This window comes from Merdimmobilis hominis (genome assembly GCF_900104615.1).
GTDB classification, from domain to species: domain Bacteria; phylum Bacillota; class Clostridia; order Oscillospirales; family Ruminococcaceae; genus Merdimmobilis; species Merdimmobilis hominis.
In genome coordinates this window covers 1,273,826-1,299,746 of the sequence record NZ_LT629939.1, presented here as the reverse complement: position 1 = coordinate 1,299,746, position 25,921 = coordinate 1,273,826, and the positions used below count along the sequence as shown (strand labels likewise).

General features: G+C 54.9%; 23 protein-coding genes and 3 tRNA genes. 11 read left to right on the top strand and 15 right to left on the bottom strand.

Annotation, left to right across the window (positions count from 1 at the left end; translation table 11 throughout):
• Positions 1 to 233: 233 nt before the first annotated feature.
• The 5 genes from BQ5353_RS06320 to BQ5353_RS06300 form a co-directional block, all read right to left on the bottom strand.
• Positions 234 to 318: transfer RNA gene (locus BQ5353_RS06320), tRNA-Tyr, on the bottom strand.
• A 20-nt stretch (positions 319 to 338) separates the two neighbouring features.
• Positions 339 to 414 (bottom strand) — tRNA-Thr (locus tag BQ5353_RS06315).
• A gap of 380 nt (positions 415 to 794) precedes the next feature.
• A complete protein-coding gene (locus tag BQ5353_RS06310) occupies positions 795 to 1,511 on the bottom strand; it encodes a hypothetical protein (RefSeq protein WP_054331907.1) in 717 nt (238 codons plus the stop codon).
• A 37-nt stretch (positions 1,512 to 1,548) separates the two neighbouring features.
• Positions 1,549 to 2,268: a DUF5058 family protein gene (locus BQ5353_RS06305; RefSeq protein WP_054331908.1), complete on the bottom strand. Its 720-nt coding sequence runs from the start codon at positions 2,266 to 2,268 to the stop codon at positions 1,549 to 1,551.
• A gap of 868 nt (positions 2,269 to 3,136) precedes the next feature.
• Positions 3,137 to 3,212: transfer RNA gene (locus tag BQ5353_RS06300), tRNA-Pro, on the bottom strand.
• Between the two features lie 259 nt (positions 3,213 to 3,471).
• On the opposite strand from BQ5353_RS06300, the gene BQ5353_RS06295 reads away from it, so the two are divergent.
• The gene (locus BQ5353_RS06295; protein ID WP_054331909.1) at positions 3,472 to 4,848 is read left to right on the top strand and encodes a glycine--tRNA ligase; all 1,377 of its coding nucleotides are present in this window, start codon (positions 3,472 to 3,474) and stop codon (positions 4,846 to 4,848) included.
• A gap of 72 nt (positions 4,849 to 4,920) precedes the next feature.
• On the opposite strand, the gene BQ5353_RS06290 is transcribed toward BQ5353_RS06295, so the two are convergent.
• Positions 4,921 to 5,241: a hypothetical protein gene (locus BQ5353_RS06290; protein WP_054331910.1), complete on the bottom strand. Its 321-nt coding sequence runs from the start codon at positions 5,239 to 5,241 to the stop codon at positions 4,921 to 4,923.
• Between the two features lie 180 nt (positions 5,242 to 5,421).
• Here BQ5353_RS06290 and BQ5353_RS06285 point away from each other — a divergent pair, with 180 nt between their 5' ends.
• Positions 5,422 to 5,619 (top strand): Arc family DNA-binding protein, encoded by a 198-nt coding sequence (locus BQ5353_RS06285; RefSeq protein ID WP_054331911.1) that lies wholly within the window; start codon positions 5,422 to 5,424, stop codon positions 5,617 to 5,619.
• Between the two features lie 599 nt (positions 5,620 to 6,218).
• Here the strand turns inward: BQ5353_RS06285 and BQ5353_RS06280 are convergent.
• The 9 genes from BQ5353_RS06280 to dnaA form a co-directional block, all read right to left on the bottom strand.
• Positions 6,219 to 7,934, bottom strand: a complete 1,716-nt coding sequence (locus BQ5353_RS06280) for a M14 family metallopeptidase (RefSeq protein ID WP_071427503.1) — start codon at positions 7,932 to 7,934, stop codon at positions 6,219 to 6,221.
• Positions 7,935 to 8,119: 185 nt separating this feature from the next.
• A complete protein-coding gene (gyrA, locus tag BQ5353_RS06275) occupies positions 8,120 to 10,618 on the bottom strand; it encodes a DNA gyrase subunit A (protein ID WP_054331914.1) in 2,499 nt (832 codons plus the stop codon).
• Positions 10,619 to 10,679: 61 nt separating this feature from the next.
• Positions 10,680 to 11,252: a YcxB family protein gene (locus BQ5353_RS06270; protein WP_054331915.1), complete on the bottom strand. Its 573-nt coding sequence runs from the start codon at positions 11,250 to 11,252 to the stop codon at positions 10,680 to 10,682.
• Positions 11,253 to 11,267: 15 nt separating this feature from the next.
• Positions 11,268 to 13,247, bottom strand: a complete 1,980-nt coding sequence (gene gyrB / locus BQ5353_RS06265) for a DNA topoisomerase (ATP-hydrolyzing) subunit B (protein ID WP_071427502.1) — start codon at positions 13,245 to 13,247, stop codon at positions 11,268 to 11,270.
• On the bottom strand, positions 13,240 to 13,509 hold the full coding sequence (gene remB, locus BQ5353_RS06260) for an extracellular matrix regulator RemB (RefSeq protein WP_071427501.1): 270 nt from the start codon (positions 13,507 to 13,509) through the stop codon (positions 13,240 to 13,242). The genes gyrB and remB overlap by 8 nt, the downstream gene beginning before the upstream one ends.
• Complete coding sequence (gene recF, locus BQ5353_RS06255) at positions 13,494 to 14,645, bottom strand: DNA replication/repair protein RecF (protein WP_071427500.1); 1,152 nt, start codon at positions 14,643 to 14,645, stop codon at positions 13,494 to 13,496. The genes remB and recF overlap by 16 nt, the downstream gene beginning before the upstream one ends.
• Positions 14,635 to 14,877, bottom strand: a complete 243-nt coding sequence (locus tag BQ5353_RS06250; protein WP_054331918.1) for an RNA-binding S4 domain-containing protein — start codon at positions 14,875 to 14,877, stop codon at positions 14,635 to 14,637. Before BQ5353_RS06250 ends, recF begins: the two co-directional genes overlap by 11 nt.
• Positions 14,878 to 14,899: 22 nt before the next feature.
• Entirely contained in the window at positions 14,900 to 16,003 is a 1,104-nt protein-coding gene (dnaN, locus tag BQ5353_RS06245) for a DNA polymerase III subunit beta (protein WP_071427499.1), read from the bottom strand.
• A 654-nt stretch (positions 16,004 to 16,657) separates the two neighbouring features.
• Positions 16,658 to 18,004 carry a chromosomal replication initiator protein DnaA gene (dnaA, locus tag BQ5353_RS06240; RefSeq protein ID WP_054331921.1) on the bottom strand — a complete coding sequence of 449 codons (1,347 nt, stop codon included), beginning with the start codon at positions 18,002 to 18,004 and terminating at the stop codon, positions 16,658 to 16,660.
• A 286-nt stretch (positions 18,005 to 18,290) separates the two neighbouring features.
• Here dnaA and BQ5353_RS06235 point away from each other — a divergent pair, with 286 nt between their 5' ends.
• The 9 genes from BQ5353_RS06235 to rsmG all read left to right on the top strand — a co-directional run bounded on the left by BQ5353_RS06235 (position 18,291) and on the right by rsmG (position 25,895).
• Positions 18,291 to 18,518: a hypothetical protein gene (locus BQ5353_RS06235; RefSeq protein ID WP_054331922.1), complete on the top strand. Its 228-nt coding sequence runs from the start codon at positions 18,291 to 18,293 to the stop codon at positions 18,516 to 18,518.
• Positions 18,511 to 18,645: a 50S ribosomal protein L34 gene (gene rpmH, locus BQ5353_RS06230; RefSeq protein ID WP_054331923.1), complete on the top strand. Its 135-nt coding sequence runs from the start codon at positions 18,511 to 18,513 to the stop codon at positions 18,643 to 18,645. The genes BQ5353_RS06235 and rpmH overlap by 8 nt, the downstream gene beginning before the upstream one ends.
• A gap of 121 nt (positions 18,646 to 18,766) precedes the next feature.
• Positions 18,767 to 19,144 (top strand): ribonuclease P protein component, encoded by a 378-nt coding sequence (gene rnpA, locus BQ5353_RS06225; protein ID WP_054331924.1) that lies wholly within the window; start codon positions 18,767 to 18,769, stop codon positions 19,142 to 19,144.
• Between the two features lie 46 nt (positions 19,145 to 19,190).
• Positions 19,191 to 19,412 carry a membrane protein insertion efficiency factor YidD gene (yidD, locus tag BQ5353_RS12405; protein WP_074026315.1) on the top strand — a complete coding sequence of 74 codons (222 nt, stop codon included), beginning with the start codon at positions 19,191 to 19,193 and terminating at the stop codon, positions 19,410 to 19,412.
• 62 nt (positions 19,413 to 19,474) lie between these two features.
• On the top strand, positions 19,475 to 20,542 hold the full coding sequence (gene yidC, locus BQ5353_RS06220) for a YidC/Oxa1 family membrane protein insertase (protein WP_054331925.1): 1,068 nt from the start codon (positions 19,475 to 19,477) through the stop codon (positions 20,540 to 20,542).
• Positions 20,543 to 20,571: 29 nt separating this feature from the next.
• Positions 20,572 to 21,447 (top strand): RNA-binding cell elongation regulator Jag/EloR, encoded by an 876-nt coding sequence (gene jag, locus BQ5353_RS06215; protein WP_071427498.1) that lies wholly within the window; start codon positions 20,572 to 20,574, stop codon positions 21,445 to 21,447.
• 75 nt (positions 21,448 to 21,522) lie between these two features.
• The gene (mnmE, locus tag BQ5353_RS06210) at positions 21,523 to 22,884 is read left to right on the top strand and encodes a tRNA uridine-5-carboxymethylaminomethyl(34) synthesis GTPase MnmE (protein ID WP_054331926.1); all 1,362 of its coding nucleotides are present in this window, start codon (positions 21,523 to 21,525) and stop codon (positions 22,882 to 22,884) included.
• Positions 22,885 to 23,296: 412 nt separating this feature from the next.
• Entirely contained in the window at positions 23,297 to 25,198 is a 1,902-nt protein-coding gene (gene mnmG / locus BQ5353_RS06205; RefSeq protein WP_071427497.1) for a tRNA uridine-5-carboxymethylaminomethyl(34) synthesis enzyme MnmG, read from the top strand.
• The gene (rsmG, locus tag BQ5353_RS06200) at positions 25,182 to 25,895 is read left to right on the top strand and encodes a 16S rRNA (guanine(527)-N(7))-methyltransferase RsmG (protein WP_071427496.1); all 714 of its coding nucleotides are present in this window, start codon (positions 25,182 to 25,184) and stop codon (positions 25,893 to 25,895) included. The genes mnmG and rsmG overlap by 17 nt, the downstream gene beginning before the upstream one ends.
• The last annotated feature ends 26 nt before the right edge of the window (positions 25,896 to 25,921 follow it).

Here is a 25,921-nt window from a genome sequence, read left to right as displayed (position 1 = left end):
ATTGTAGCGCAGGAAAGTAGCAGATGCAAGGACATCTGCCCTCAGGCCGCGGTCTTCCTTGTCGGAAGGCCCCGAAGTGAGATTTTCTGATTGAGAAAAGGGAAAAAGCCTGGGACCAAATGGTTCCAGGCTTTTGAATAGAAGGGACGAAAAGTATAGATGCCGCCCTCGCCGCAAGGGTCTCGACCGGAAAAGGAAAAGAGTCTGAACACGAATTGCGTTCAGACTCAGGATGGTGGGAGATGGTGGATTCGAACCACCGAAGTCAGAGACAACAGATTTACAGTCTGCCCCCTTTGGCCACTCGGGAAATCTCCCATATAAAAAGAGAATTGTAATGGAGCTGGTGGACGGACTTGAACCCCCGACCTGCTGATTACAAATCAGCTGCTCTACCAACTGAGCTACACCAGCCAATAAAGCTTAGCGACGCATATAAGTATAGCATCGCATTGTGGGGATGTCAAGGGGTTGCTGCTATTTTTTTATGGAAAATCTGTCCATCGCCGCCTACAGAACTGCAACAGGCCCAGAGGCCCTAGAAACAGCTCCAGTACCGCGCCGGCCAAGAAACAAAGGAGCTGTTTTAAAGGGCCGCCCCTTATTTTTGAAACAACCCTTCTATTTGAGGCCAGCAGCCTTCCTGCAGCCGGTTCAACATCCCGTAAAAAAGCTCAATGATGTCGTCACTCTTTCAACGGGCGGGCAGGTCTTCCTTACCCCAATCTACAGAATAAGGGGCCCCGCACAGATTGTGCAGGACCCCTTTTGTTTTAACGAAAATCTGTCACAGCTTATTGCTGTTTTGCTTTTTTCTCATCCTTCTTGGACATTGCTACACCAAGACCCATAGCGCCAAAGCTGCAGATCAGTGGAGGAATTGCAGGGACTAGGATCGCCGGGAAGATACTGAACAGGCCGGAAATCTGAGCGAAGTAGATCAAAAAGCAAGCTGGAATCACAATGAAGGCCAGTTTGATCTTCTGGAACGCATAGTTCGCCAGCAGAGATGCAAACAAAGCGGGGAGAAGCAGGTTCAGCGCCGAGATCACGATGGGAGGCATCATATCCAGGATCCATGCGCCGGCGATAACGCCCACCGTGAGGAACGCTGTGCTGACAAAGGTGGAGACTGCACAGCCGATGGTAGCGGTGATGGTGCCTTGATCGGTGCCTTCTACAATGCCCGCCGATTGGGTAGCGATGGACGAACAGGGAACACGCAGGTTAGAAATATTGCCGGACAAAAATGCCATGTATGTACCCGGAACGCCCAGCATGGTGAAGTAAGAAATAGGCTCACGGATGTAGGCGGAGGCACTCAGCGGGAGTTGGACGGCCAATGCGGCACCAAATGCTGCCCAGCTTGGGAATATGCCTTGCAACGCCAGAGCCAAACAGGGGCCGAATACCAGGACTACGCCCAACAGGTTGGTTGCCCTGCCCCATTTGATGATCCAAGGTAAGAATTCGCCTCTAAAGATATTGTTACTTGTACTTGTTTCGTTCATTACTCTGCCTCCTTTTCACAGATCATATCGGACGGGGTTACAGCAGGAAGAAGGTGCCAGCGACCATTCCCAAGAACATGGCGATGGTCATGCCGAATTGCTGTGCCCATTTGGCTTTGGGGTTCTTCTTCATGTAAACGTTAATCCCCCACATCACAATAAACCCAACCAGAGCAGCCCACATATTGGCGTTGTCAATCTTAAACGGCAGGAATCTCTGTGCGACCATGTAGCCGAAACCGCCCATGCCGCCACCTGCAGTCAAAGCGACGATGGCATCCATGCTGCCGCCGGTGACTTTATCGCGGATGACTTCCATTTTATCTGTGAAGAGTGCAGAAACCAAAATCCAGCCCAAGCAGCAGACCGTCATAATCCATACACAGTTTGCAAAGGCTTCCATGGTCATGTTGCTGGTGCCCAGCTGGCATCCTGCCGCAGTGGCGGCACGGTCCGCTGCGGGGAGCTCATACATAACCGATCCGATAAAAGCCAAACGCATCCATGCAAGGGGACCGCCAACGGAAGCCAAAAGGCTGACCATACCGGTTACAATTACAATCGAGGGGCCGATAGAGGCCACCAGCGAAGACTTGGCGGCTTCTTTCATCTGCTCTTTGGTAACGCCCATCTGCGGACCGGTCTTCCAAGCCCTCTTCATAAAAATGTACGCCTGGAAAAAGACCAATGCTACAGCGGGAATACAGGAAATCCACATAAATAAACTATTTGCAGTTTTTAAATACGGCAGTTCCATAAGATTGGGTACCCTCCTTTGTCGTGAAAAGATTGTTTTTTGCACCTACAGCTGTCTTTGACAGCTAAAGGCACCGGTTCGCACCGGATTTTTCACTGGAGCGGCTGGGGCTATATCCTGATGGAGATCCTCAACTCCTTCCCTTACTGTATTTTCCGTCACAACCAATGCTCATGCTACATTTCCACAGGACTGGCCTTTGACACCCAGTTTCGCTTCTGTTGGTTTCAGTATATAATATGATTTCTAAAATATCAACAGATTTTTTAAACTTTGTTAAAAAAATCTATATAAAAATTTAGAATTGGTAGAAACAGCCAACAATCCACTTCTGAATCCGGCTCTGGCAACTAAAATCCCCCTCCGAACGGAACAGGCAGGCACCTCAGCTGATGGAATGCCTGGACTAGGAGTGGGAAAAGCGGCGGTGCCGCAGCGACATATGCTGGGCAATGATCGGATTTTCCTTTCCATACCCCAGTTATGGGATAATCTCTTAGATATTCTATTTCCGAATACCAGAAGAATTGCAACCCAGCTGTGAGAAACCCACCGAGTTGAAAAAAGAGCGAAGGTTTAAGCCTTCGCTCTTTGGGGTTTGCAGTACAAAAAGATACCCGCCATAAACGCGGGCGCAAAGCCCAAATAAACCAAAAACCCCGAACGCGACTTGCGCGTCGAGGTTCCCGACTGTAAAGGACGGTTAAAATCGATATTTCTGTCAGAAACGAAAAACAGCCGCCCTATGGGCGGCACCAAATCGGAGCTCAACGAAGTGGGTCCGGTTTGGAACTATCCCGGACGCGGGCAGTTGTTCTGGTTATAGGAAAAGACCTGGAGCGCGAAACGGCTCCAGGCCCTTGCCTGGTGGTCGGAGTGACAGGATTCGAACCTGCGGCATCGACGTCCCAAACGTCGCGCGCTACCAACTGCGCCACACCCCGCTATTATTTCACTTTCTGAATAGGAAAGCCACCCGGCGAAACCGTCCCCCTCTTGCTGTGAGGGGCGCCTCCCAACGTACAGTTTATTATATCTCATCCCGGTTTTGTTGTCAACCAAATTGTGCCTGAAAATCCCCTTGAAAAGCCCGTTTTATCCCCGTTTCCCTTGACTTCTTTCCCCTGCTAGACTAAAATAGAACAATAGCGTGTGTCCTGATGAAAATGAATCAAACGGCACCCGAGGGAGGATGGAACGTTTATGAATAACAGCGAAAAAACCATGGACAAAATTGTCGGCCTGTGTAAAAACCGGGGCTTTGTCTACGCCGGTTCGGAGATTTACGGCGGCTTGGCCAACACCTGGGATTATGGCCCCTTGGGGGTTGAATTCAAAAACAATGTGAAAAAAGCCTGGTGGAAACGGTTTGTCCAGGAATGCCCCTACAACGTGGGGCTGGATAGCGCCATTTTGATGAACCCGGAAATCTGGGTGGCTTCCGGCCATGTGGGCGGCTTCACCGACCCTTTGATGGACTGCAAAGACTGCAAAACCCGCCACCGCGCTGACAAGCTGATCGAAGACGCCACTGGGGAGGTCGCCGACGGCTGGACCAACGAGCAGATGCTGGATTTCATCCGGGAGAAGGGGATCAAATGCCCCAACTGCGGCTCCTCCAACTTCACCGACATCCGCAAATTCAACCTGATGTTCAAAACCTTCCAAGGGGTGACCGAGGACGCCAAGAGCGAGATCTTCCTGCGGCCGGAAACCGCACAGGGCATCTTTGTCAACTTTGCCAATGTCCAGCGCACCACCCGCAAAAAGGTCCCCTTTGGCGTGGCGCAGATCGGCAAAAGCTTCCGCAACGAGATCACCCCCGGCAACTTCACCTTCCGCACCCGGGAATTTGAGCAGATGGAAGTGGAATTCTTCTGCAAGCCCGGCACCGATCTGGATTGGTTCCAGTACTGGAAGGAATACACCCACAAATTTGTCCAGGACCTGGGCATGAAGGAGGAAAACCTCCGGCTGCGGGACCACAAACCCGAGGAGCTCTCCCACTACTCCAAAGCCACCACTGACTTTGAATACCTCTTCCCCTTTGGCTGGGGCGAGCTTTGGGGCGTCGCCGACCGCACCGATTTCGACCTCTCCCGCCATTCGGAGCACTCCGGCAAGACCTTGGATTATTTTGACCCCGAGACAAACGAGCGGTATATCCCTTACTGCGTAGAGCCCTCTATGGGCGCTGACCGCATCGCCCTGGCCTTCCTGTGTGACGCCTACGATGAGGAGACTGTCGGGGAAGGGGATGTGCGCACTGTGCTGCGGCTCCATCCCGCCCTGGCGCCCTTCAAAGCCTGTGTGCTGCCCCTCTCCAAGAAGCTGAACGACAAGGCCGGAGAGGTCTACACAGCCCTCTCCAAGGCGTTTATGGTGGATTACGACGACGCAGGCTCCATCGGCAAGCGGTACCGCCGCCAGGATGAGATCGGCACCCCCTTCTGCATCACCTACGACTTCGATTCGGTGGAAGATGGCTGTGTCACTGTCCGCGACCGGGATACCATGGCCCAGGAGCGGATTAAAATTGAGGACTTGATCCCCTACATTCAGGCGAAAATGAACTTCTAAATACAAACTGTACTATTTTTTAGCAGCATCCCCCATACAAAACAGCCCTGTCCCAAGGACAGGGCTGTTTTTTCATGTTCGATTTTGCAGCTGCTTTTTAAAGGGATAGAAGACGCCCTCTAAGCCATCCCGCTCCACCTCCTTTTTCAGCAGCTGGATGAAATACCGATCCCTGGTTTCCTCGATGGCCCTGGCTTCCCGCACATTCATAAAATAGGCGAAAAAAAGTTCCACCAAGCCATTTTCATAAGCTTTGTTTAAAATGTGGATGGTGTCGGCATCGCTGAGTTCGCAAGTATCGATGGAACAGCTCACCGAAACCCAATCTTCATAGTGGGTGTCCATCCAGTCCAAAAAATCCAGCGCTTTTTGTTTGGTGCTGTCCTTTTGCATATCCTTGCCCTCCTATTTATGCTCAAGCCATCAGAGATGCACGGCTCTACACTTTTCTTTAGTGTTGTCACTTTGTTGTCTATATTATAATTTAGTTGCCACCTTGTTGTCAATAGCTTTTCAAAATTTATTATTGATGCTAATATGATGTCACATAGACAACTAAGGAAGGGAATTGCTATGCCATCAAAGTTACCACACTATGCTCTGCGTATTCCATCCGAAACCATGGATAAGTTAAAATACATAGCCGACCGCTCTGGCCGTTCCGCCAACAAAGAAATTGAGCAGTTGATTCTCCGTCACATTGAATCTTGGGAAGCAGAACACGGCCCTATTCTGTTTGGTGACGGTTTTGTTCCTCGTTCCAGAAAATAAGAAAATATACGGCATACAATTTTGAAGAGGAATAATGCGCGATATGAAATAACAGGCCGCCGATGGCATCGGCGGCCTGCTATTTTTAACAAACCTTTATGTATTTCTGGGGTTCCTTGCACCCCAGGCCCTATATCCTTCAGGGGAACCTCCCCTTAAAACCTTGATTTCTGGGGCTTCCAGCCCCCGCACCCCCGGTGAGGGGCGCTTTTATGCGAAAAGCCCCCTCAACCCCAAAGCGCATTTAAGGGGGGCCGAACTACTCGCGGCACAGTCGAAGTCCGGCCCCCCTTAAAAAGCCCCCTCTGCCGGGGGTGGCTACCGAGAAAAATAGACTCTTTACAGCCCCGCGAGGGCATCCGCGTCAGCGGAAAGATTTCCTGCTTGAGGCGTGGAGAGCCTCTAAGGGAAATCTTCCGAGCGTACCCATTGTGGCGCACAGATAGGGGGACCGGGGTCTCCCCGGCGAACTTTTCCCCCATTTTCTTTCGCCAGAAAATGGGGCCGGGTGCAGGGCGGAGCGCCTGCAAAGCCACTGCAAGATGGAATCTTGATAAAGCCCTCCTGGCCGGGGGTTCAAAGGGCCGGCACGAGGGCCCTTACAACAAGGTGATGGACGCTGTTTTGCTTCCGCATTTTTTGCCGGACACAGTGAGGGAGACCTCTGTTCCGGCTGGAGCTTTAACCACCCAGGTGAGTTCCTTGACAAACTCCTCCTGGTGGAATGCCTTGGCGTTGCCGTATTTGTAGGAGCTGCTGTCCAGTTCCAGGGCTTTCACCCCGCTGAATCCTTCCAGATGACCGATTTTCCCTTCGGCCTCGCCGGAGAGGAGAACCCCGGCGGTCTCCAGTTTAGCGGTCAACGGATCGTCCACCCCGAGGGTTTTGGCCTCGTTGCAGACAAAGGTGGGCAGGTATCCGGCGTTGCGCACCAGGGCAGTGACCTTGTAGATCCCCTGGGCCTGCTGTTCTGCGGCCATCTTGTCAATCTGCACCCGGGGAAGGGCAGCGGCCATCCGCAAGCAGAAGTTGGTGTTTTTCTCCACCTCCTGCTCCAGGAAGCCGATGGGGCAGTTCTGCCAGGTAAATTTAAAATCCGGGCCGCCGATCTCCACCTTGCCCAGCTGGGGGTGGTCGTAGGGGGTCCAACCCAAGATGGGGACCGCCTTGTTTTGCTTGGCGTTCTCATCGATCCACTGGTAGCAGAGGGAAAGGGCCTCCGCTTTCTCGGCGTCGGTCTTGGGGGTGGTGCGGGGGTAGACATTGGGCACCCCGGCGCGGATGGCCAGATCCCACAGCTCTGCGGTATAGGTGGGGATGCCCTGGGTGCTGTACATCCAGTCGTCAAAGGCGCCGGAGGAGTAGTTTACCGTGTCGGTGAGGAAGGCGTCAAAGATGTTGAAGCAGCCGTAGCCGGTCTCCTCGGTGGCCATGGCGCCAATCTCCTTGAACATCCGCATATCCCGGGAGTCGGCCTGTTTCTCCGGTTTGGTCCCCGGAGGATAGATGTAGCAGCCGCCAGAGGTGTGGTAGGTCACGCCGCCGCAGATGTTGGGGTGGGAGAGGACAAAATCCACCACTGCTTTGTTTTCCGGGTTGCTCAAAGGGTATTTGCCTGCGCCGGGCTGGCGGTTCTCCGGGAACCAGCCCAATGGGTAGTTCCGGTTGAAATCCAAGTTCCATTTTCCCTCTGCCGGCTGGACATGGACGCCGTCGTACCCTTCGATGATCCCTTCGGGGTAGAGGTGGTAATAGGTTCCGCCGAAGTCGGAGGGAGAGCGCTTCACCAGGATGCGGGGATCTTTGTCCATGGCTTTCCAGACACCGGTGGGGTCGGGGACCCGCATCATGCGGATGACGCCGTCGCCGTCCAAATCCTCGGGGTGGAGGCCGGGCATCCACTCCTCAAAGGGATAGGGGCGGTTGACCGAGCGGAGCTGTTCCGGGGTGGTCAACACCTTCTCCGCGCCGTCGGGGCTGATGCGGGGGATGACATAGACAGTGAAATTGTCCAGCAGATTTGTGATATTGTCTTTTTTGCCGTAGCCCTGCACCAAGGTGACGATCAGATGGATCGCCGCCATGGAACCGGTCACCTCGCCGGCGTGGTGGCTGCCGTCCACATAGTAAGCCGGTTTTTCCAGGGCGCCGCCGGTGGCGTAGTTGGTGATCTCGGTGGCCCAGACTTCATGCCCATCGACTGTGGTGCAGATGGAGTGCATTTTTATAAGTCCAGGATATTCCGCTGCCAACTCCTGTAACACCGTGGTCATTTCGCTGTAAATATAGTAATGATCAAAGGAATATTGTTTCATATTCTCCCTCCTTTATGGGAATTATTATACATCTTTTTGAATGAATATGCAATGACTGTTTGCAAATCTTCCCGTCTCATGCTGTACAAAAATAGAAGGGGAGAGCTGCCCCCAACCCCGCAGTTTTCACAAATGCAGCAGTCAAAAACAGCGCCATCCTCTTGGACGGCGCTGTTTTGCTTTGGTTATTCCTCTGTAGAAGGTTCTTGGGCAGCGGGGGATTCCCCTTCGGCCTCCTGGGGTTCAGCCTCCTCGGCGGAGTCCACCTCTTTGGGGGCACGGGCCAAGGCGACAACCTTGTTGTCCTCCTGGATGCGCATCACCCGCACGCCGCCGCCATACCGGGACTGCTGGGCGATCTCCGCCACATTGGTCCGGATGATGACGCCGTCTTCGCTGATGACAAAGATGTCATCCTCATCGTTGACCATGAGCACCCCGGCCACAGGGCCGTTTTTGTCGGTGTAGTAATTGCGGATTCCCTTGCCTCCACGGCTTTGGATGCGGTATTCATCGGGGAAGGTCTTTCTTCCCTGGCCGTTTTCGCTGACAGTGAGCAGGTATTCCCCTTCGTTGACCACTGCCATGCCTACCACTTCATCCCCTTCTTCCAAGGTGATGGCCTTCACACCGCGGGCAGTGCGGCCCAAGGCGCGGGCATCCTGCTCCTCAAAGCGGATGGCCATGCCGTTCTTGGTGGCCACGATCAGCTGGCTCTGGCCGTCGGTCTGGCGGACCCAGGCCAGTTCATCCCCTTCGTCCAGGTTGATGGCGATGAGGCCGCCTTTGCGGACGTTGCGGTAACTGCTTGTCTCGGTCCGCTTGATGACGCCTTGCTTGGTGACCATCACCAGGAAGCTGTCCTCCTCAAATTCGGACATGCGGATCATGGAGGTGATCTTCTCATCCTTCTCCAAGGGGAGGAGGTTGATCATATTGATGCCTTTGGAGGCGCGGGAGCTTTCTGCAATTTCATACCCCTTGAGGCGGTAGACCCGTCCCCGGTTGCTGAAGAACATGATGTAGTCGTGGGTGGAGCAGATGAACAGCTCCTCCACAAAGTCCTCCTCCCGGCGGGCCATGCCGGAGATGCCCCGGCCGCCGCGGCGCTGGGTCTTGTAGGTGTCCACTGGCTGGCGCTTGATGTAGCCGAAGTGGGTCAGGGTGACCACGCAGTCTTCCACTGGGATCAGGTCCTCAATATCCACCTCGCCGCTTACCATCTGGATCTCGGTGCGGCGGGGGTCGGCGTATTTCTGCCGGATCACCTGGATCTCCTCTTTGACAATGGCAAGCAGCTTGCCTTCGTCGGCCAAAATGGCCTGCAGTTCCGCGATCTTGGCATAAAGGCCGTCCAATTCGGTCTCAATCTTGATCCGCTCCATACCGGACAGCTGCCCAAGGCGCATGGAGACGATGGCGGTGGCCTGGACATCGGTGATGCCGAACCGCTCCATCAAATTGACCTTGGCATCGGGCTGATCCTTGGAGTGGCGGATGATTTCGATGACCTCATCGGTGTGGTCGCAGACCAGCTTCATGCCCTCCAGGATGTGGGAACGCTCCTCTGCTTTGCGCAGGTCAAACTGGGTGCGGCGGGCGATGACCTGCTCCTGGAATTGGATATAGTGGGAGAGGATCTCCTTGAGGCCCATGACCTTGGGCTGGCCGTCCACCAACGCCAGCATGATGACACCAACCGTATCCTGGAGCTGGGTGTAGCTGAACAATTGGTTCAGCACCACCTGGGCGTTGGCGTCCTTCTTCAGCTCAATGACGATCCGCATGCCGTCCCGGTCGGATTCATCCCGCAGGTCGCTGATCTGATCCACCCGTTTATCCTTGACCAGGTCGGCGATGTTTTCGATGAGGCGGGCTTTGTTGACCATGTAAGGGATCTCGTGAACCACAATCCGCTCCCGGCCGTTTTTGTGCTCCTCAATCTCGGTTTTTGCCCGCAGGGTGATCTTGCCCCGACCGGTGGCATAAGCCGCCCGGATGCCGCTGCGGCCCATGATGACGCCGCCGGTGGGGAAATCCGGGCCTTTGATGTGCTCCATCAGCTCTTCCAGGGTGGCGTCCGGGTTGTCGATGAGGCAGCAGACCCCGTCAATGACCTCCCCCAGGTTGTGTGGGGGGATGTTGGTGGCCATGCCCACAGCGATGCCGGTGGAGCCGTTGACCAGAAGGTTGGGGTAGCGGGAAGGGAGGACCACCGGCTCCTTCAGGCGGTCATCGTAGTTGGAGGTAAAATCGACAGTGTCTTTGTCAATATCGGTGAGCATGGAGGTGGAGATCCGGCTCATCCGGGATTCGGTATACCGGTAGGCAGCTGCCGGGTCGCCGTCCACCGAACCGAAGTTTCCATGGCCGTCCACCAGGGGGTAGCGCATGGAAAAATCCTGGGCCAGGCGGACCATAGCGTCATAGACCGATGCATCGCCGTGGGGATGGTACCGGCCCAGCACCGAACCGACGGTGTCGGCGCATTTGCGGTAGGCCTTATCCGGCCCCAGGCCATTTTCATACAGCGTGTAGAGGATGCGGCGGTGGACCGGCTTCAAGCCATCCCGGACATCGGGCAGCGCACGGCTGACGATGACCGACATGGAATAATCGAGAAAACTTTTTTTCATCTCGTTCTCGATGTCCACATTGATTACAGTTGATGCGTCACTAAACATTGTTTCTTTTCACCCTTTATTTCCAATTGGCCTTGCTTGCCGTTGCGGTAGGAGGCCCGGTTTATTGGCTGACAATCCGTTGTTTGCCATATTTCTGCTCAATCAGTTTGAGACATTCATCCAGCTCGTAGATCTGGTCGCCCAGGCCGGATTTTGGGATCAAAATGGTCCGCTTCTCTTCCAAAATCAGCATGAAGAGAATAGGGGTCTCCCGGATCTCCGAGACCTCGTTCCAGTAAAAGCGGTTTTCCACCCCTTGGCTGGTCTCCACCAGCGAATCGGGGTAAAAATCCTGCCGGATGGGGTTTTTGAGATAGTCGCTTTTTTCATAGTTCTTCCGGGCAGCGTTTTTCAAGGACCAGGGAAAAATGACGGTGTAAAACAGCATGCTGTACAGGCCAAAGGCCACTAGCGCCGCCGAGAGGAGGATCAGCATCAAGCGGTACTGGCCCTCCCCAGTGGCGGTGGCATACAGAAGGATCAGAGCCACCACCGTTTCAATGGCGCCCACCAAAGTGGTTTTGTTCTTCTTCGCCTGGAAATTCTCCTTGGCAAAATACTGGTTGAAGTGGAGGTACTCCTCCGGCTGTATGGTATATTCCAGGGTTAAAATAGGCTTTTTTTGTTCGTCCATTCTGTCACCGCCCCGCTAAATATCCAGGTTCTGCACATATTTGGCATTGGTTTCGATAAACTCCCGCCGGGGGGCGACCTTTTCACCCATAAGGATGGTGAAAATCTCGTCCGCCTTCATGGCGTCGGCCATCTCCACCCGAAGCATGGTGCGGTTCTCCGGGTTCATGGTGGTCTCCCACAGCTGTTCCGGGTCCATCTCACCAAGGCCCTTGTACCGCTGCACGTCGGACTTGGTGGTGCCATCGGGGTAAAGCTCCGCGATGTATTGATCCCGCTGTTTTTCATCGTAGGCATAGCGCACCTGCTTGCCCCGGGAAACTTTGAACAGGGGGGGCTGGGCAATGTACACATGGCCCTCTTCAATGAGGGGACGCATGAACCGGAAGAAGAAGGTGAGCAACAAAGTGCGGATGTGGGAACCGTCCACATCGGCATCGGCCATGATGATTACCTTGCCATACCGCAGCTTGGAGATGTCAAATTCATCCCCGATGCCGCATCCCAAAGCGGTGACCACCGGCATCAGCTTGTCGTTTCCGTACACCCGGTCCAGACGGGCTTTCTCCACGTTGAGCATCTTGCCCCACAGGGGAAGGATGGCCTGGAACCGGCGGTCCCGGCCGGATTTGGCCGAACCGCCTGCCGAGTCGCCCTCTACGATGTAAATTTCCGTCTGTTCAATGTCCCGCTCAGAGCAATCCGCCAGCTTGCCGGGCAGAGAGGCGGTCTCCAGGGCGGATTTGCGGCGGGTCAGCTCCCGGGCGCGGCGGGCGGCTTCCCGGGCTTTGGCCGCATTGAGGGATTTATCCAAAATAGCCCGCGCCACAGCTGGGTTTTCTTCAAAATAAGTGGTCAGCTTTTCATAGACCATGTTGTCCACCAAGGGGCGGATCTCGCTGTTGCCCAGCTTGGTTTTGGTCTGTCCTTCAAATTGGGCGTCGGTCAATTTGACCGAGATAATGGCGGTCAATCCCTCCCGGACATCGTCGCCGGTCAGGTTTTTGTCCGCCTCTTTGAGGATGCCAAACTTGCGGGCGTAGTCGTTCATCACCCGGGTGAGGGCGTTTTTAAAGCCCACCTCATGGGTACCGCCCTCGGTGGTGTTGATGTTGTTGGCAAAAGACAGGATCAGCTCGTTGTAGCTGTCGTTGTACTGCATAGCCACTTCCGCCAGGCTGTCGCCGCTCTGGCCGCTGATGTAGATGACCCCGTCATGGAGGACCTCCAGCCCTTTGCGCTGGTGGATATGCTCCACAAAGCTGCGGATGCCGCCTTCGTAGTGCATCTTCTGCACTACCGGCTCCCCGCTGCGGCTGTCCTCCAGGATGATGTTGAGGCCGGCGTTGAGGAACGCCTGCTCCCGCAGCCGGGTCTCCAAGGTCTCACGGTCAAAGACGGTGTCGTCAAAGATCTGAGCGTCCGGCTTGAAGGTGACCTCAGTGCCGGTTTTGTCGGTCTCCCCGACGACCTTCAGGTCGCAGATGATCTTGCCCCGCTCAAAGCGCTGGTAGTGGATGTGGGACCCGTCGAACACCCGGACTTCCAGCCACTCCGACAGGGCGTTGACCACCGAAGCGCCCACGCCGTGGAGGCCGCCGGCGACCTTGTATCCGCCACCGCCGAACTTGCCGCCTGCGTGGAGGATGGTGAATACCACCGTCACCGCAGGGATGCCCTGCTGGTGCTGGATGCCCACCGGGATGCCGCGGCCGTTGTCGGTGACCCGGATGACCTCCCCCGGGAGGATTTCCACCTTGATGTCGGTGCAGTAGCCAGCAAGCGCCTCGTCTATAGAGTTGTCTACAATTTCATAGACCAGATGATGCAGGCCCCGGGTGCTGGTGGAGCCGATGTACATGCCGGGCCGTTTGCGGACAGCCTCCAGCCCTTCCAGCACCTGGATTTGGTTTTCATCATATGTTTCGGTTTGTGGTGTGTTCTGCACGGTAAACTCTCCTTGCGTTAAAGTCTGTGTGCCCCTATGGCTACACATTGGCAATATCCGCGATAAAGCCGGTGCGTTTTTTTAAAGTAGACGACGATATCTGGGAAATGTAAACCTTTGTCCTGCCGTTTTCGGTGCAGACAACAAAGGATTTTGGAAGTTCAGTGGACACGTTGACCACCATCCCGTTTTTTTGGGCGGAGGCCAGGTACCCTTTTGTGGATTTGGCGATGGAGGCGTTTTCCAGGTCAAATATGGCGATGATGTCACTGGTGCGCACTACCGTATCCTGTCCTAAATGGAGATACATGGATTTTCCTCCTTCTGGGGGCGGCCGTATTCTTCCACCTTATAGATGGCGCCCCCCTGTATATGAAAGCTTTTCCCATCTTCCAGGTGGCGGAAGTAGTTGGGGTCGCAGCAGGTGATGAAGATCTGCCGGTCGCCCATGTGGTTGAGCAGGTATTCCCTCCGGCTCTCGTCCAGCTCGCTCATCACATCGTCCAGGAGGACCACAGGCTCCTCCCCAGTGAGCTGGCGGATCATCCCGCACTCGGACAGCTTGAGGGCCAATACGGCGCTTCGCTGCTGCCCCTGGGAGCCGTAGGTGCGGACGTTCATCCCATTGATGGAGATTTCCAGGTCGTCCCGGTGGGCCCCCACTGTGGTGCTGCCCGCCTTCAGGTCCTCCCGGCGGGCTTTGCGCACCGCCTCGGCGATAGCCTCTTCCAGCCCGGGGGCAGAGAGGTCGGCAAGATCTGGGCAGGCTTTGGACAGGTACCGCAGGCTGAATTCCTCTTTTTCCCGGGAAATACCCTTATACACCTCCCCGGCCAGCTGTTTGAGCTTCTCCAGATAGGTGTACCGCGTCCGGGTGATGGTGGCCGACAGCCGTACCAGGTGCTGGTCCCAGATGTCCAGGGTATCCAGCAGGTAGGAGCTGAAAGCCACGTCTTTGAGAAGGCTGTTTCGCTGGGCCAATACCCGGCTGTAGTCATTGAGCACCCGGATGTATTTGGGCTTCAACTGACAGATGGTGGTGTCCAAAAACCGCCGCCTCTCCTGGGGGCCGTCCTGGATGAGGGACAGATGGCTGGGGGAAAAAACCACAGCGGTAAACTGGCCGGCCAGTTTGGTGCTGCTGTCCAGCAGAATCTCATTGAGGTGAACCGCCTTTTTGGGGGCCAGGGAAATCTGGGCGGTCTGGGTGCGGCCTTCGCCGAAAAACTCCAGCTGGAGCAGGGTTTTCACCTCCCCCAAGCCCACCATCTCCCGGTCCTTCGCCCCCCGGAAGCTTTTGGCCCCGGTGAACAGATAGATGGCCTCCATCAAATTGGTCTTGCCCTGGGCATTGTCGCCGTAGATTACATTGACGCCGGGGCAGGGGGAGAGTTCCATCTCCCCGATGTTGCGAAATCCAGTGAGGGTGAGGCGATCAATCCGCACGCCCGACAACCTCCAGCCGGTAATTCTCCACCTCTACGATGTCTCCGGGGCGGATCTTTTTGCCCCGCATGGTGCAGACTTCCCCATTGACCGAGACTAGGCCGGCCTGGACCACCTCTTTGGCCTGGCCCCCCGTCTCCAGCATGCCGGCAAATTTTAAAAAGGAATCCAGTTTGATGAACTCGGTGGAGATCTCAATGGTTTCCCGAATAATTTCCTTGTGTTCGCTCATGGCGCCCTCCTTGTATGGTCGATTATTCCGCCTTCAGCCGCACCGGTAACACCAGGAAGAGGAACTGATCCCCTTCGGGGGGAACTACCTTCATGGGGGAGAGGGGGCCGCTGATCTCCAGCTTGACCTCATCACAGCCGGAGGCCTTGAGGGCGTCTAGGATGTATTTGTTGTTAAAGCCCATCTCCACTTCCCCGCCGTCGATGGAGCAGGGGATTTCATCATAGGCTTTGCCGATGGTAGTGGAGCAGGAAACTTTGATCAGATCCTGGGTAAATTTGACCCGCAAGGGGCTCTTGAGCCGGTCGGAGATGAGCAGGCTGGTGCGCTCAATGGAGTCCATAAAGCTGCGGGTGGAGATTTTTACAGTAGTGGTGCTGTTTTGAGGGATGGCGGCGTGGTAATCCAAAAATTCCCCCTCCAACAAGCGGGAGATGACGCTATATCCGTTGATGTTGAACACAATGTGTTTGCGGGAGATAAACAGCTCGGTGGGGGTGTCCTCATCCCCCAGAAGCTTGGAGACCTCAGACAAAGTCTTGCCGGGGACGATGAACTTCATCGGCTGGCCGATTTTCACCTTTTCCCGGCGCAGGGCCAGGCGGTATCCATCCACCGAAACAAGGGTGATCCCCTCTTCGTCCACGTCGAACATAGAACCGGTGTGAACTGGTTTAGAATCGGTGGTTGCCACCGCAAACAAGGTTTGGTCGATCATCGACTTCAAGGTGGTCTGGGGCAGCTGGATGGCGGACCCTTCGGTCACCGAAGGAAGCTCCGGGTAGTCGGTGGCAGGCATGCCCAAAATGGTGTATTCGGTGACCCCGCTTTTCAGCTGGGTCAGCAGTTTGGCATCGCTTTCAATGGCCACCTGGTCACCAGGCATCCGGCGGATCATATCCAGCAGCAGCTTGGCGGAGAGGACGATCTCTCCTTCCTCCAAGACCTGGGCTTCCAGATGGGTGGAAATGCCCAGTTCTAGGTCGTAGCCAGTCAGCTGGACCGGGCCGCCCTTGGCCACCATCAAAATGCCCTCCAAGGCCGGGAGGGTTGTTTTGCCCGATACTGCGCGGGATACATTGGAGACAGCCTGTACTAGGAGGGCCTTATCACAGAGAATGTTCATGGATTCATTCACCTCAATTGCAATTTGTTTTGCCGGTTTTGCCCGGCTGGTTTTTCACAACGGTTCTTTCCCTCCCATAACAAGATCAGGATAGAACTCTATTTTTAGTCGTAGTAGTAGGGGCGGTTGGGATGTGGACAACCGCGCAAACCTGCTTTATCAAAGGAAAAAAGAGGCGTTCTCTTTCCAGTGGCTGCGGTGGTGAATTTGTGGAGAGGTGGAAACAGCCATCGCTTTTTCACTGGGTTGTGGAAAACTCTGTTTAAAGTGTGGAAAACAAGTAGAGAATTCCGTGGAGAACCACAACCTTCCCAAAAGGTGAAAATAGGGCCGTGGAAACGGGGAAAAGTGGAAAGTGAGAAATGCATAATCATACGCAAAAAAGAAAGGTTCGCGGCGCCGAAAATTCAATAGGGTTAAACAGGTTTTGCAACTTGCGATGGAAATCTTGCAAGAGACAGTAAAACCAATACAGACTGTATAATTTCGGGGGTGAAAAGGCTGCTTTGGCGGGAATAGAGTCCTCGTCTAAACCGAATCTGCACGCCTGTAGTGAAAGGAGGGATTGCTTTCCCCCAGTGAAACAGATTGATCTCTATTTCCGGTAAGGGGGGTCTTTCTGCCTTCTCTTTCTTTGGGAAAAGAAAGAGAAGGTTAGGAGTCGCGGATGTTCTTGATGATGTCCTCCACTGTCTCCTTGTAGCGGGAATCCTGTTTCATGTTCTTTTCTACCTGCTGGATGGCGTAGACGATGGTGGAATGGTCCCGGCCGCCGAACTCCTCCCCGATAGAGGACATGGACATCTGGGTGATGTCCCGGACGATGTAAATGGAGATCTGCCGGGCCTGGGAGATCTGGGCCGACCGCTTGGTGGAGCGGATGTCTGCCGAGGATACCCCATAAGTGCGGCCCACCTCCGAGATGATCCGCTCCACGGTGACCGGCACCGGCTGGTTGTCATTTAAAATATCCCGGATGGCGTTTTGGGCAATGAGGATGGACGGCGGGGTGCCAGCCAGCAGTTTAAAGGCCTTGAGCTTTTTCACTGCGCCTTCCAGCTGGCGGATGTTGTTTTTCAGCCGGTTGGCAATGTACTCGGCCACCTCGTCGGGGATTTGGATGTCCATCAGTTCGGCCTTGCGGCGGATGATGGCGATGCGGGTTTCAAAATCCGGGGGCTGAATGTCGGCCAGCAGGCCCCATTCAAACCGGGTGCGCAGCCGGTCCTCTAGGGTTTTAATCTCCTTGGGAGGGCGGTCACTGGTCAGGACAATCTGTTTGCCTGCCTGGTGGAGGGCCTCAAAGGTGTGGAAGAACTCCTCCTGGGTGCTCTCCTTGCCGCCGATAAACTGGATGTCGTCCACCAACAAGACATCAGCCAGGCGGTATTTGTCATGGAATTCCCGGGTGGTCTCGGTGGTGATGGCGTAGATCAGCTCGTTGGTGAACTCCTCGCCCTTGGCGTAGATGATGTTGGTTTCCGGCTTGTTCTTTTTGATCTCTGCGCAGATGGCCAGCAGCAGATGGGTTTTGCCCAGCCCGGACCCGCCGTAGATGAACAGGGGGTTGTAGGCATTGGCAGGGTTTGCAGCCACCGCCAGGGATGCCGCGTGGGCAAATTTGTTGGAGGGGCCCACGATAAAGGTGGAGAAGGTGTATTCATAATCGCCGCCTTGGCTGCTCTTCTCCAGCTCTTCTTGGGAATATCCGGACAGCATGCCGGACTCGGGCGGCTCCTGTTTGGGGGCGGAGTCGCAGAGGATTTTGATGTTTACACTAAAGCCTAGGATATGCTCGAAGGCACGGGACAGGAGGGGGAGGTATTTCTCCTCGATGATCTCCTTTTTAAATTGGGAACTGACCCGCAGGTAGGCGGTGGAGTTCTCAAACTTGACCGGCTCGATATCCTTAATCCAAAGGGAATGGGCTACTTCGGTAACGCCATCGGGTCCTTTGCAGTAATCGCTGACCAGCGAAAACACTTCTTTAAAGGATTCCATGGTTTGATCGTCCTTCCGATTAAATTTCCGGGTCGGTGGAAAAGGGGTTGATCAACTGGGAAAGGTGTGTTGAAAAAACTTTTTCCACCGATCTTCAACAGAGTTATTGTAGCATAAGTGGAATGTTTATTTCAAGCTTTTCAACAGCCCTGTGTGAATATATTATATAATAGTATAAACAGCAAAAAATCCCGGTTGGGGAAGATGGAATGGAAAAGGGAAACCAAAGGATGGAAACAGGTGGAAATCCCTGGGTTTATCCAGGAGGGGGAAGCTGGAGGGCGGCGTGGCAAACAAAGGCGCCGGCAACCCAGCAAAAACAGAAGCAAGGGGAATTTTTCCGGCAAAAACGGCCGCCCTCAGGGGGAAGATGGAAAAAATCGCCTCCAAAACAGGGAAAAATGGCTTTGGAACCGGGAAAAAACCATTTTTTCTATTGACAATTTTGCCCCGTGTAGGCTATACTGTTATCTTGCAAGGTTTCGCCCCGAAAGGAGGGTATTTTGATGCTTAGAACCTATCAGCCTAAGAAGATCCACAGAAAGAAAGAGCATGGTTTCCGCAAGAGAATGAGCACGAAAAACGGAAGAAAAGTGCTTGCTCGCAGAAGAGCGAAAGGCAGAGCCCGTTTAACTCACTAATTGCCGGCCACAACCTTTTTGTGGTCTTTCTTTTTATGACCCGGCGCCCGCCGAAACCGGCGGGCTGTCTGCCGGATCATAAAAAGGAAAATCTGCAAAACCGGCATGAAAGGCACTTTCCATGCTTCATACAGTCACACTCAATCAAAACCGAGACTTTAAAAAGGTCTACCGCGCTGGGAAAAGCGCTGTGCACCCCCTTCTGGTCACCTATGCTGTCAAGAACCGAAAAGGCCGGGCCAGGGTGGGCATCACCGCCACCAAGAAAATTGGAAAAGCTTGTAAACGAAACCGTGCAAGGAGAATTATCCGGGAGGCATACCGCCAGATGGAGCCCACTGTGGTCAAAGGCTGGGATATCGTTTTTGTCGCCCGGGGACGCACCACCCAAGTGAAGATGCAGGAGGTGCAGCGCGTGATGGACAAACAGCTGCAGAAGCTGGGCTTGCTGCAGAAGCCAGAGCCATCCAAACCCCAGCAGACCGCTCCGGCGGAATAAAACGCTCCAAGCGGCAGTCGGCCGTCCTTTTGGGGCAATATGCAATATGAAAAAACTGTTTTTGGCAGTCATCCGTTTTTATCAAAAGGCGATTTCGCCCTATAGGCCTGCTTGCTGCAGGTTTTATCCAACCTGTTCCACATACGCGTACCAGGCCATATCCAAATATGGAGCGTATCGGGGCGGGCTACTTGCCGTTAAACGGATTCTGAGATGCCACCCCTTTTGCAAAGGCGGATATGACCCCGTGCCCGACCACTTGGAGTAAAGGGCGATATTTGGCAGACTCCATCCGCCTAGTACACCATCCGATCTGGAGGACCTATTGTTATGATGAGAACCATTTACGCCATCCTTGGTTACCCCTTGGGGTGGATCATGTTTCTGTGCTACCACCTGGTAAACAACTACGGCCTGGCGCTGATCCTGTTTACCATCCTCACCAAATTGGTGTTGGTGCCGTTTGCTGTGAAACAGCAGAAGTCCATGGTCAAAATGGCCGCTTTCCGGCCAAAAATGGAAGAGATCCAGAAAAAATATGCAAATAACAAGGAAAAGCTCAATGAGGAGCTTCTGAAGCTTTATGAGAAGGAAAATTACAACCCTATGAGCGGTTGCCTTCCTGTCCTCATCCAGTTTCCCATCCTCTTTGGCTTGATTGATGTCATTTATTACCCCTTGAAGCACATCCTGCGGCTGCCGGCCGACACCATCAATGCGGCGACCGAAATCGCCAAGCAGGTGCTGGGGGAAGGCGGCATGAATATGCACAGCGTGGAGATGAGCATCATCAATGCGGTGCATCAGAATGCGGGGGCTTTCTCTTCCCTGGGCGCCGATGTGGTGGATAAAATTTCGAATTTTGATTTCACCTTCTTCGGCATGGATCTGGGAGTTGTCCCCACAATGGCGGTCAATATTTACCTGTTGATTCCCATCCTGTCCGGCCTTTCCGCCCTGGGCATGAGCCTGATCAGCATGAAGCTCAGCAGCGCCACCACCGGCGAAGACGGCGCGGCGGCCAGCATGAACAAAAGCATGCTGCTGATGATGCCTTTGATGAGTGTATTTATCGCCTTCCAGGTGCCCGCCGGCGTCGGCGTGTACTGGCTGCTTTCCAACGTGTTCTCTGCGGCTCAGTCCTACATCCTCAACAAGATCTATGACCCGGTGGAGATGGTCAAAAAAGCGAAGGAAGAGGCCGCTGCCCGCAAGGAGCAGGAGCGCAAAGAGAAGATTGAAGCAAAGAAACGGATGAAGCAGGGGGATGCCGCGGCGGCGGAAAAAGCCCTGACTCAAAAGGAAATCAACCGGATGAAATTGGCTGCCGCCCGCAAGCGGGATGCGGAAAAATACGGTGAGGAATATGTGGAAGTCACCGACGACGACCTGAAATAACAGGACGCAACCTGAGGAGGTGCCCTTTTATGAAAGAATGTACCATGACAGCGAAAACCGTGGAAGAGGCTATTGAACTCGCCTGCGACCGGATTGGCCTGCCCCGGGAAGAAGTGGAAATTGAGATCATCGACCTGCCCAAAAAAGGCTTTTTCGGCATCGGCGCCCAGCCTGCCAAGGTTCGTGTCTACCAAGAATCCAGCGACAAGGCGGAGATCGCAGTTGCCTATATCAAAGACATTCTCACCGAGATCGGCTTGCCCCATGTGGAGGTAACCGCCAAGGTGGAGGAGAACAACAATGCGGTCATCACCCTCAGCGGCGAGGGGTTGGGCGTCATCATCGGCCGTCGCGGCGAGACTTTGGATGCCCTCCAGTATCTGACCGGCCTGGTGGCCAACCGGGCGGACGGCGATTATATGCGTGTGACCATCGACAGCGGCAACTACCGGGAAAAACGGGAAAAAACCTTGGAAACCTTGGCGAAGAAATTGGCCAACAATGCGGTCAAAACCGGCCGGAGCTCCACTTTGGAGCCTATGAACCCCTATGAGCGCCGGATAATCCACGCCGCTGTATCCCAGGTGGAAGGGGCGCTGTCCACTTCGGTGGGGGAAGAACCCAACCGCCGGGTAGTGATCAGCTCTGCCAATCCGAAGAAGCCCCGTACCGATGGACGAGGCAAAGGCAAAGGCGGCTCCCGCCGGGGCGGCAGGCCCTCTGGGGAAAGCCGCGGTGAGGGGAAGAGCAGCCGGGAGCGCAGACCCTACCGGGAGCGGGAGGAGTTGAAAGAGCCGGAGGCACCGAGAGCACCCATCTCCGAGGAGGAGCGGATTCTCCGTTCTGCCCCGCCTTCTGAGGCCGCCGACCTGCCCCTGTTCGGCAAAATCGAAATCGACGATTAGAGAAGATACAATGGCACTCTCAAAGGCCCGCAGAGGCCCGCGGGGGTGCCATTCTTATTGAAAGGATGGTATGTGATGAGCACCATTGCGGCGATCTCCACACCCTTGGCAGTGGGAGGGATCGGCATTGTTCGGGTCTCTGGCCCAGAGGCTCTGGCCATTGCCGCCCGGGTATTCCGCCCAGCTGGAGAACGGGATATTTCCTCCATGAAAGGGTTTACCAGCGCCTATGGCCGTGTTTTCGACCAGGATGGCCAGGTGGATGAAGCCATTCTGTCGGTCTACCGGGCCCCAAAGAGCTACACCGGCGAAGATGTGGCAGAACTTTCCTGCCACGGCGGGGTGTATGTGCTCCAGCGGGTGCTGCGGGCGGTCTTGGACCAAGGGGCGGTTTTAGCCGGCCCAGGGGAATTCACCAAGCGGGCTTTTTTAAACGGGAAGGTGAATCTGACCCAGGCGGAGGCGGTGATGGATCTGATCTCCTCCCAAAATAAGAATGCCACCAGAGCGGCCCTGTCGGCCCGGGATGGGGCTTTATCTCAAAGGGTACAGGGGATTGAGAAGATTCTTCTCGGCCTGGCTGGACACCTTGCAGCCTGGGTGGACTACCCAGAGGAGGACATCGAGGAAGTGGAGACGGGTTCCCTCCTTCATTCTCTGAGCGGCTGTCGGGATCAGTTGGAGCAGCTCCTCTCCACATATGACTTAGGGCGTATCCTGCGGGAAGGAGTGGATACCGCTATCATCGGCCGGCCCAACGTGGGCAAGTCCACCTTGATGAATTTGCTGGCCGGGGCCCAGCGCAGCATTGTCACCGACATTCCCGGCACCACTCGGGATGTGGTGGAGGATGTGATCCGGCTGGAGGATGTGGTGCTCAACCTGGCGGACACAGCGGGCATCCGGGCTACCGATGACCCGGTGGAATCGGTGGGGGTGGATTTGGCACGCCGCCGTATGGAGGACAGCGGGCTGGTGTTGGCGGTGTTTGACAGCTCCGATTCCTTGACCAGGGAGGACAGGGAGCTGTTGGAGGCGTTGCAAGGCCGTCCGGCAGTGGCGGTTCTCAACAAAACCGACCTTCCCCGCAAGATTCAGAGGGAGGAAATCGCCCAGTGGATTCCCCAGGTGGTGGAGGTCTCTGCGGCCAATGGGGAAGGGATGGATGCCCTTTCTGCCGCCATCCGGGAGGTGCTGTCCCTTCACCAGATCGATGGTTCCGCCCCCATCTTGGCCAATGAGCGCCAGAGAGGGTGCATCCTGCGGGCCAAATCCGCTTTGGATGACGCCATCGAAGCGGTTGGCTCCGCCCTCACCTTGGATGCTGCCACCGTGTGCATCGATGAAGGGCTGAACGCCCTTTTAGAGTTGACTGGTGAGCGGGCCACCGATGCAGTGGTGGGCCAGGTGTTCGCCCAGTTCTGTGTGGGAAAATAGCCACAGCGAAGCTGTGCCATTCGAAGAATTGCTTGCAGGGCGAAGCCCTTTGCGGCAGCAGCCGCTTTGCAATTCTTATGGTTTGTGCAGACTTTATGGTAAAATAGAAGGAAAACCGGGGCCGGGCTGTCCCCCTTCTCGTGGGGCAGCCGGTCCCTATTTTTTATCTGTCAGAGGGGAGGGCAGAAGAGGTTTTTCCCGGTGGAAAGGAAGAAATCCGCTGTGGAAAAAAGATGAGCCAAGAAGGAAAACTGGGGAGTCAAGGTTTTCCACGGAATTTTCCTCTGGTGGAAAAGCACTGAGTTTGTTATAATAGTGCAGAAGCAAACCAGCGTTTTCCCCCAGGGGAAAACGCTGTGGAAAATAGATTGGTTATAGTCTTTCCCCACACCGGGGAGAGGGGGAGTTATCCATGGAATATCAAGCACAACCCTTTGACATTGCAGTGATCGGCGCGGGACATGCTGGGGTGGAGGCCGCTTTGGCCGCCGCCCGGCTGGGGGCATCCACCGTGCTGTTTACCATGAGTTTGGACGCCATCGCCAACATGCCTTGCAATCCCTCCATCGGCGGGACGGCCAAGGGGCATTTGGTCCGGGAGATTGACGCCTTGGGAGGGGAGATGGGCAAGGCCGCAGACGCCACCTTTATTCAGAGCAGGATGCTAAACCGGGGGAAGGGGCCAGCGGTCCACAGCCTGCGGGTCCAGGCGGACCGGGCTCAGTACCATATCTATATGAAGCGGGCGGTGGAGCGGCAGCAAAACCTCCATGTGAAACAGGCAGAGGTGGTGGAGATCCGCACCGATGAGGAGGGCCAGGTAGAGTCGGTGGTCACCCGGTTGGGGGCTGTCCATCCAGTAAAAGTTGCGATCATATGTTCTGGGACTTTCCTCAACGGGAAGATTTTTGTGGGGGATCAGGTTTTTTCCAGCGGCCCAGATGGGATGCACGCCGCCAAACGGCTCAGCGATTCCCTAGTGCAGATCGGCCTTCCCCTGCGTCGGTTTAAAACCGGGACCCCTGCCCGGGTGGAGCGAAGTTCCATTGACTTTTCTCAACTGGAGGAGCAGGAGGGGGATGACCCCATCACCCCGTTTTCCTTTTCGACCGAAGGGGAGCTGAAAAATCAGGCAATTTGCCACATCGCCTATACCAATGAGGAGACCCACCGGGTCATCCAGGAGAACATTGGCCGGTCTGCCATGTACGGCGGCCAGATTGAGGGGATCGGCCCTCGGTATTGCCCCAGTATTGAGGATAAAATTATGCGGTTTGCCGACAAGCCCCGCCATCAGGTGTTTGTGGAGCCGATGGGGATGGATACCGACGAAATCTATCTCCAGGGGCTCTCCACCAGCCTGCCGGAGGATGTCCAGTTGGCCTTTTACCGCACCATCAAGGGATTTGAGAATGTGCAGATCATGCGAAATGCCTATGCCATTGAATACGATTGTGTGGACCCTCTGGCCTTAAAGCCTTCCTTAGAGTTTAAAACAGTGCCTGGTTTGTATGGCGCGGGACAGTTCAATGGCACCTCCGGGTATGAGGAGGCGGCAGCCCAAGGGTTGATCGCTGGGATTAATGCAGTGCGGTCATTGCAGGGAAAAGACCCGCTGATTTTGGATCGGGCATCCTCTTATATCGGCACTTTGATTGATGACCTGGTGACCAAGGGATGTTCCGACCCCTACCGGATGATGACCTCCCGGTCGGAGTACCGGCTGATCTTGCGGCAGGACAATGCGGATGTCCGGCTCACCCCTATTGGCCATGAATTGGGGCTGATCGATGAGGAGAGGTGGCAGAAGTTTTTGGAGAAGCAAGCCCAGGTGGAAGGGGAGATCAAGCGTCTTCAAGGGTTGACCATCGCCCCTTCGGATGCATTGAACGCCATGTTGGTTTCACGTGAAACAGTCCCGCTCACCACAGGGATGAAGGCGGCGGAGCTGATCCGGCGGCCACAAATTGGGTATGAGGATCTGGCTCCCTTTGATCCCAAGCGGCTGGAGCTTCCCCGGGCGGTGGCGGAAGAGGTAGAAGTCTCTATCAAATACGAAGGGTATATCAAAAAACAATTGGCCCAAGTGGAAGAAATGCGCCGTTTGGAGGGAACCCCTCTGCCAGAGGACATGGTTTATTCCACCATTCAAGGTCTTCGGTTGGAAGCGCGGGAAAAGCTGGATTTGGTGCGGCCCATCAATTTGGGGCAGGCTTCCCGCATCTCTGGGGTGAGCCCAGCGGATATTTCGGTATTGATCATCTATTTAGAGCAGAAAAAACAGGAGGGAAAAGGCCATGACAATCTCGAATGAACAGTTGAAGACCTATGGGGAGGAGTATGGGTTTTCCCTGACGGACAGGATGGTAGAGCAGTTTGGCACCTATGCCGACACCTTGCTGGAGTGGAACCAGAAAATGAACTTGACTGCCATCACCCAGCCGGATGATATTGTCATCAAACATTTCCTCGACAGCTTGATGCTGCTCAAAAGTGTGCCTCTCCAGGAAGGTTCGTCTATGATCGATGTGGGCACTGGGGCAGGTTTCCCTTCGGTGCCGGTGAAGATTGCCCGGCCAGATGTAGACCTCACCCTTTTGGACAGCCTCAACAAGCGGGTGACTTTTTTACAGGCATTGTCTCAAGCTTTGGGACAGGAGAATACCGCCATCCATTTCCGAGCGGAGGAAGCGGGCCGCAAACCTGAGTATCGGGAGCGGTTTGATATTGCCACCGCCCGGGCAGTTGCAGATTTGGCTGTCCTGGCAGAGTACTGTCTCCCCTTTGTCAAGGTGGGAGGCTTGTTCATCGCCTTAAAAGGATACGACTGTGAAGAGGAAGTGGCCGGGGCGCAAAAAGCCATCCAGCTGCTGGGGGGCAAGCTGGAAAAGGTGGATCGTTATGTGCTGCCGAAGGAGAATAAGCGAAGTGTCGTTGTGATTCAAAAAATATCGCAAACTCCGGCAAAATATCCAAGGCCCTCTGCAAAAATAGCAAAATCCCCCTTGTAAGCAGGGGAAAGGCGTAAGAAAAGGTA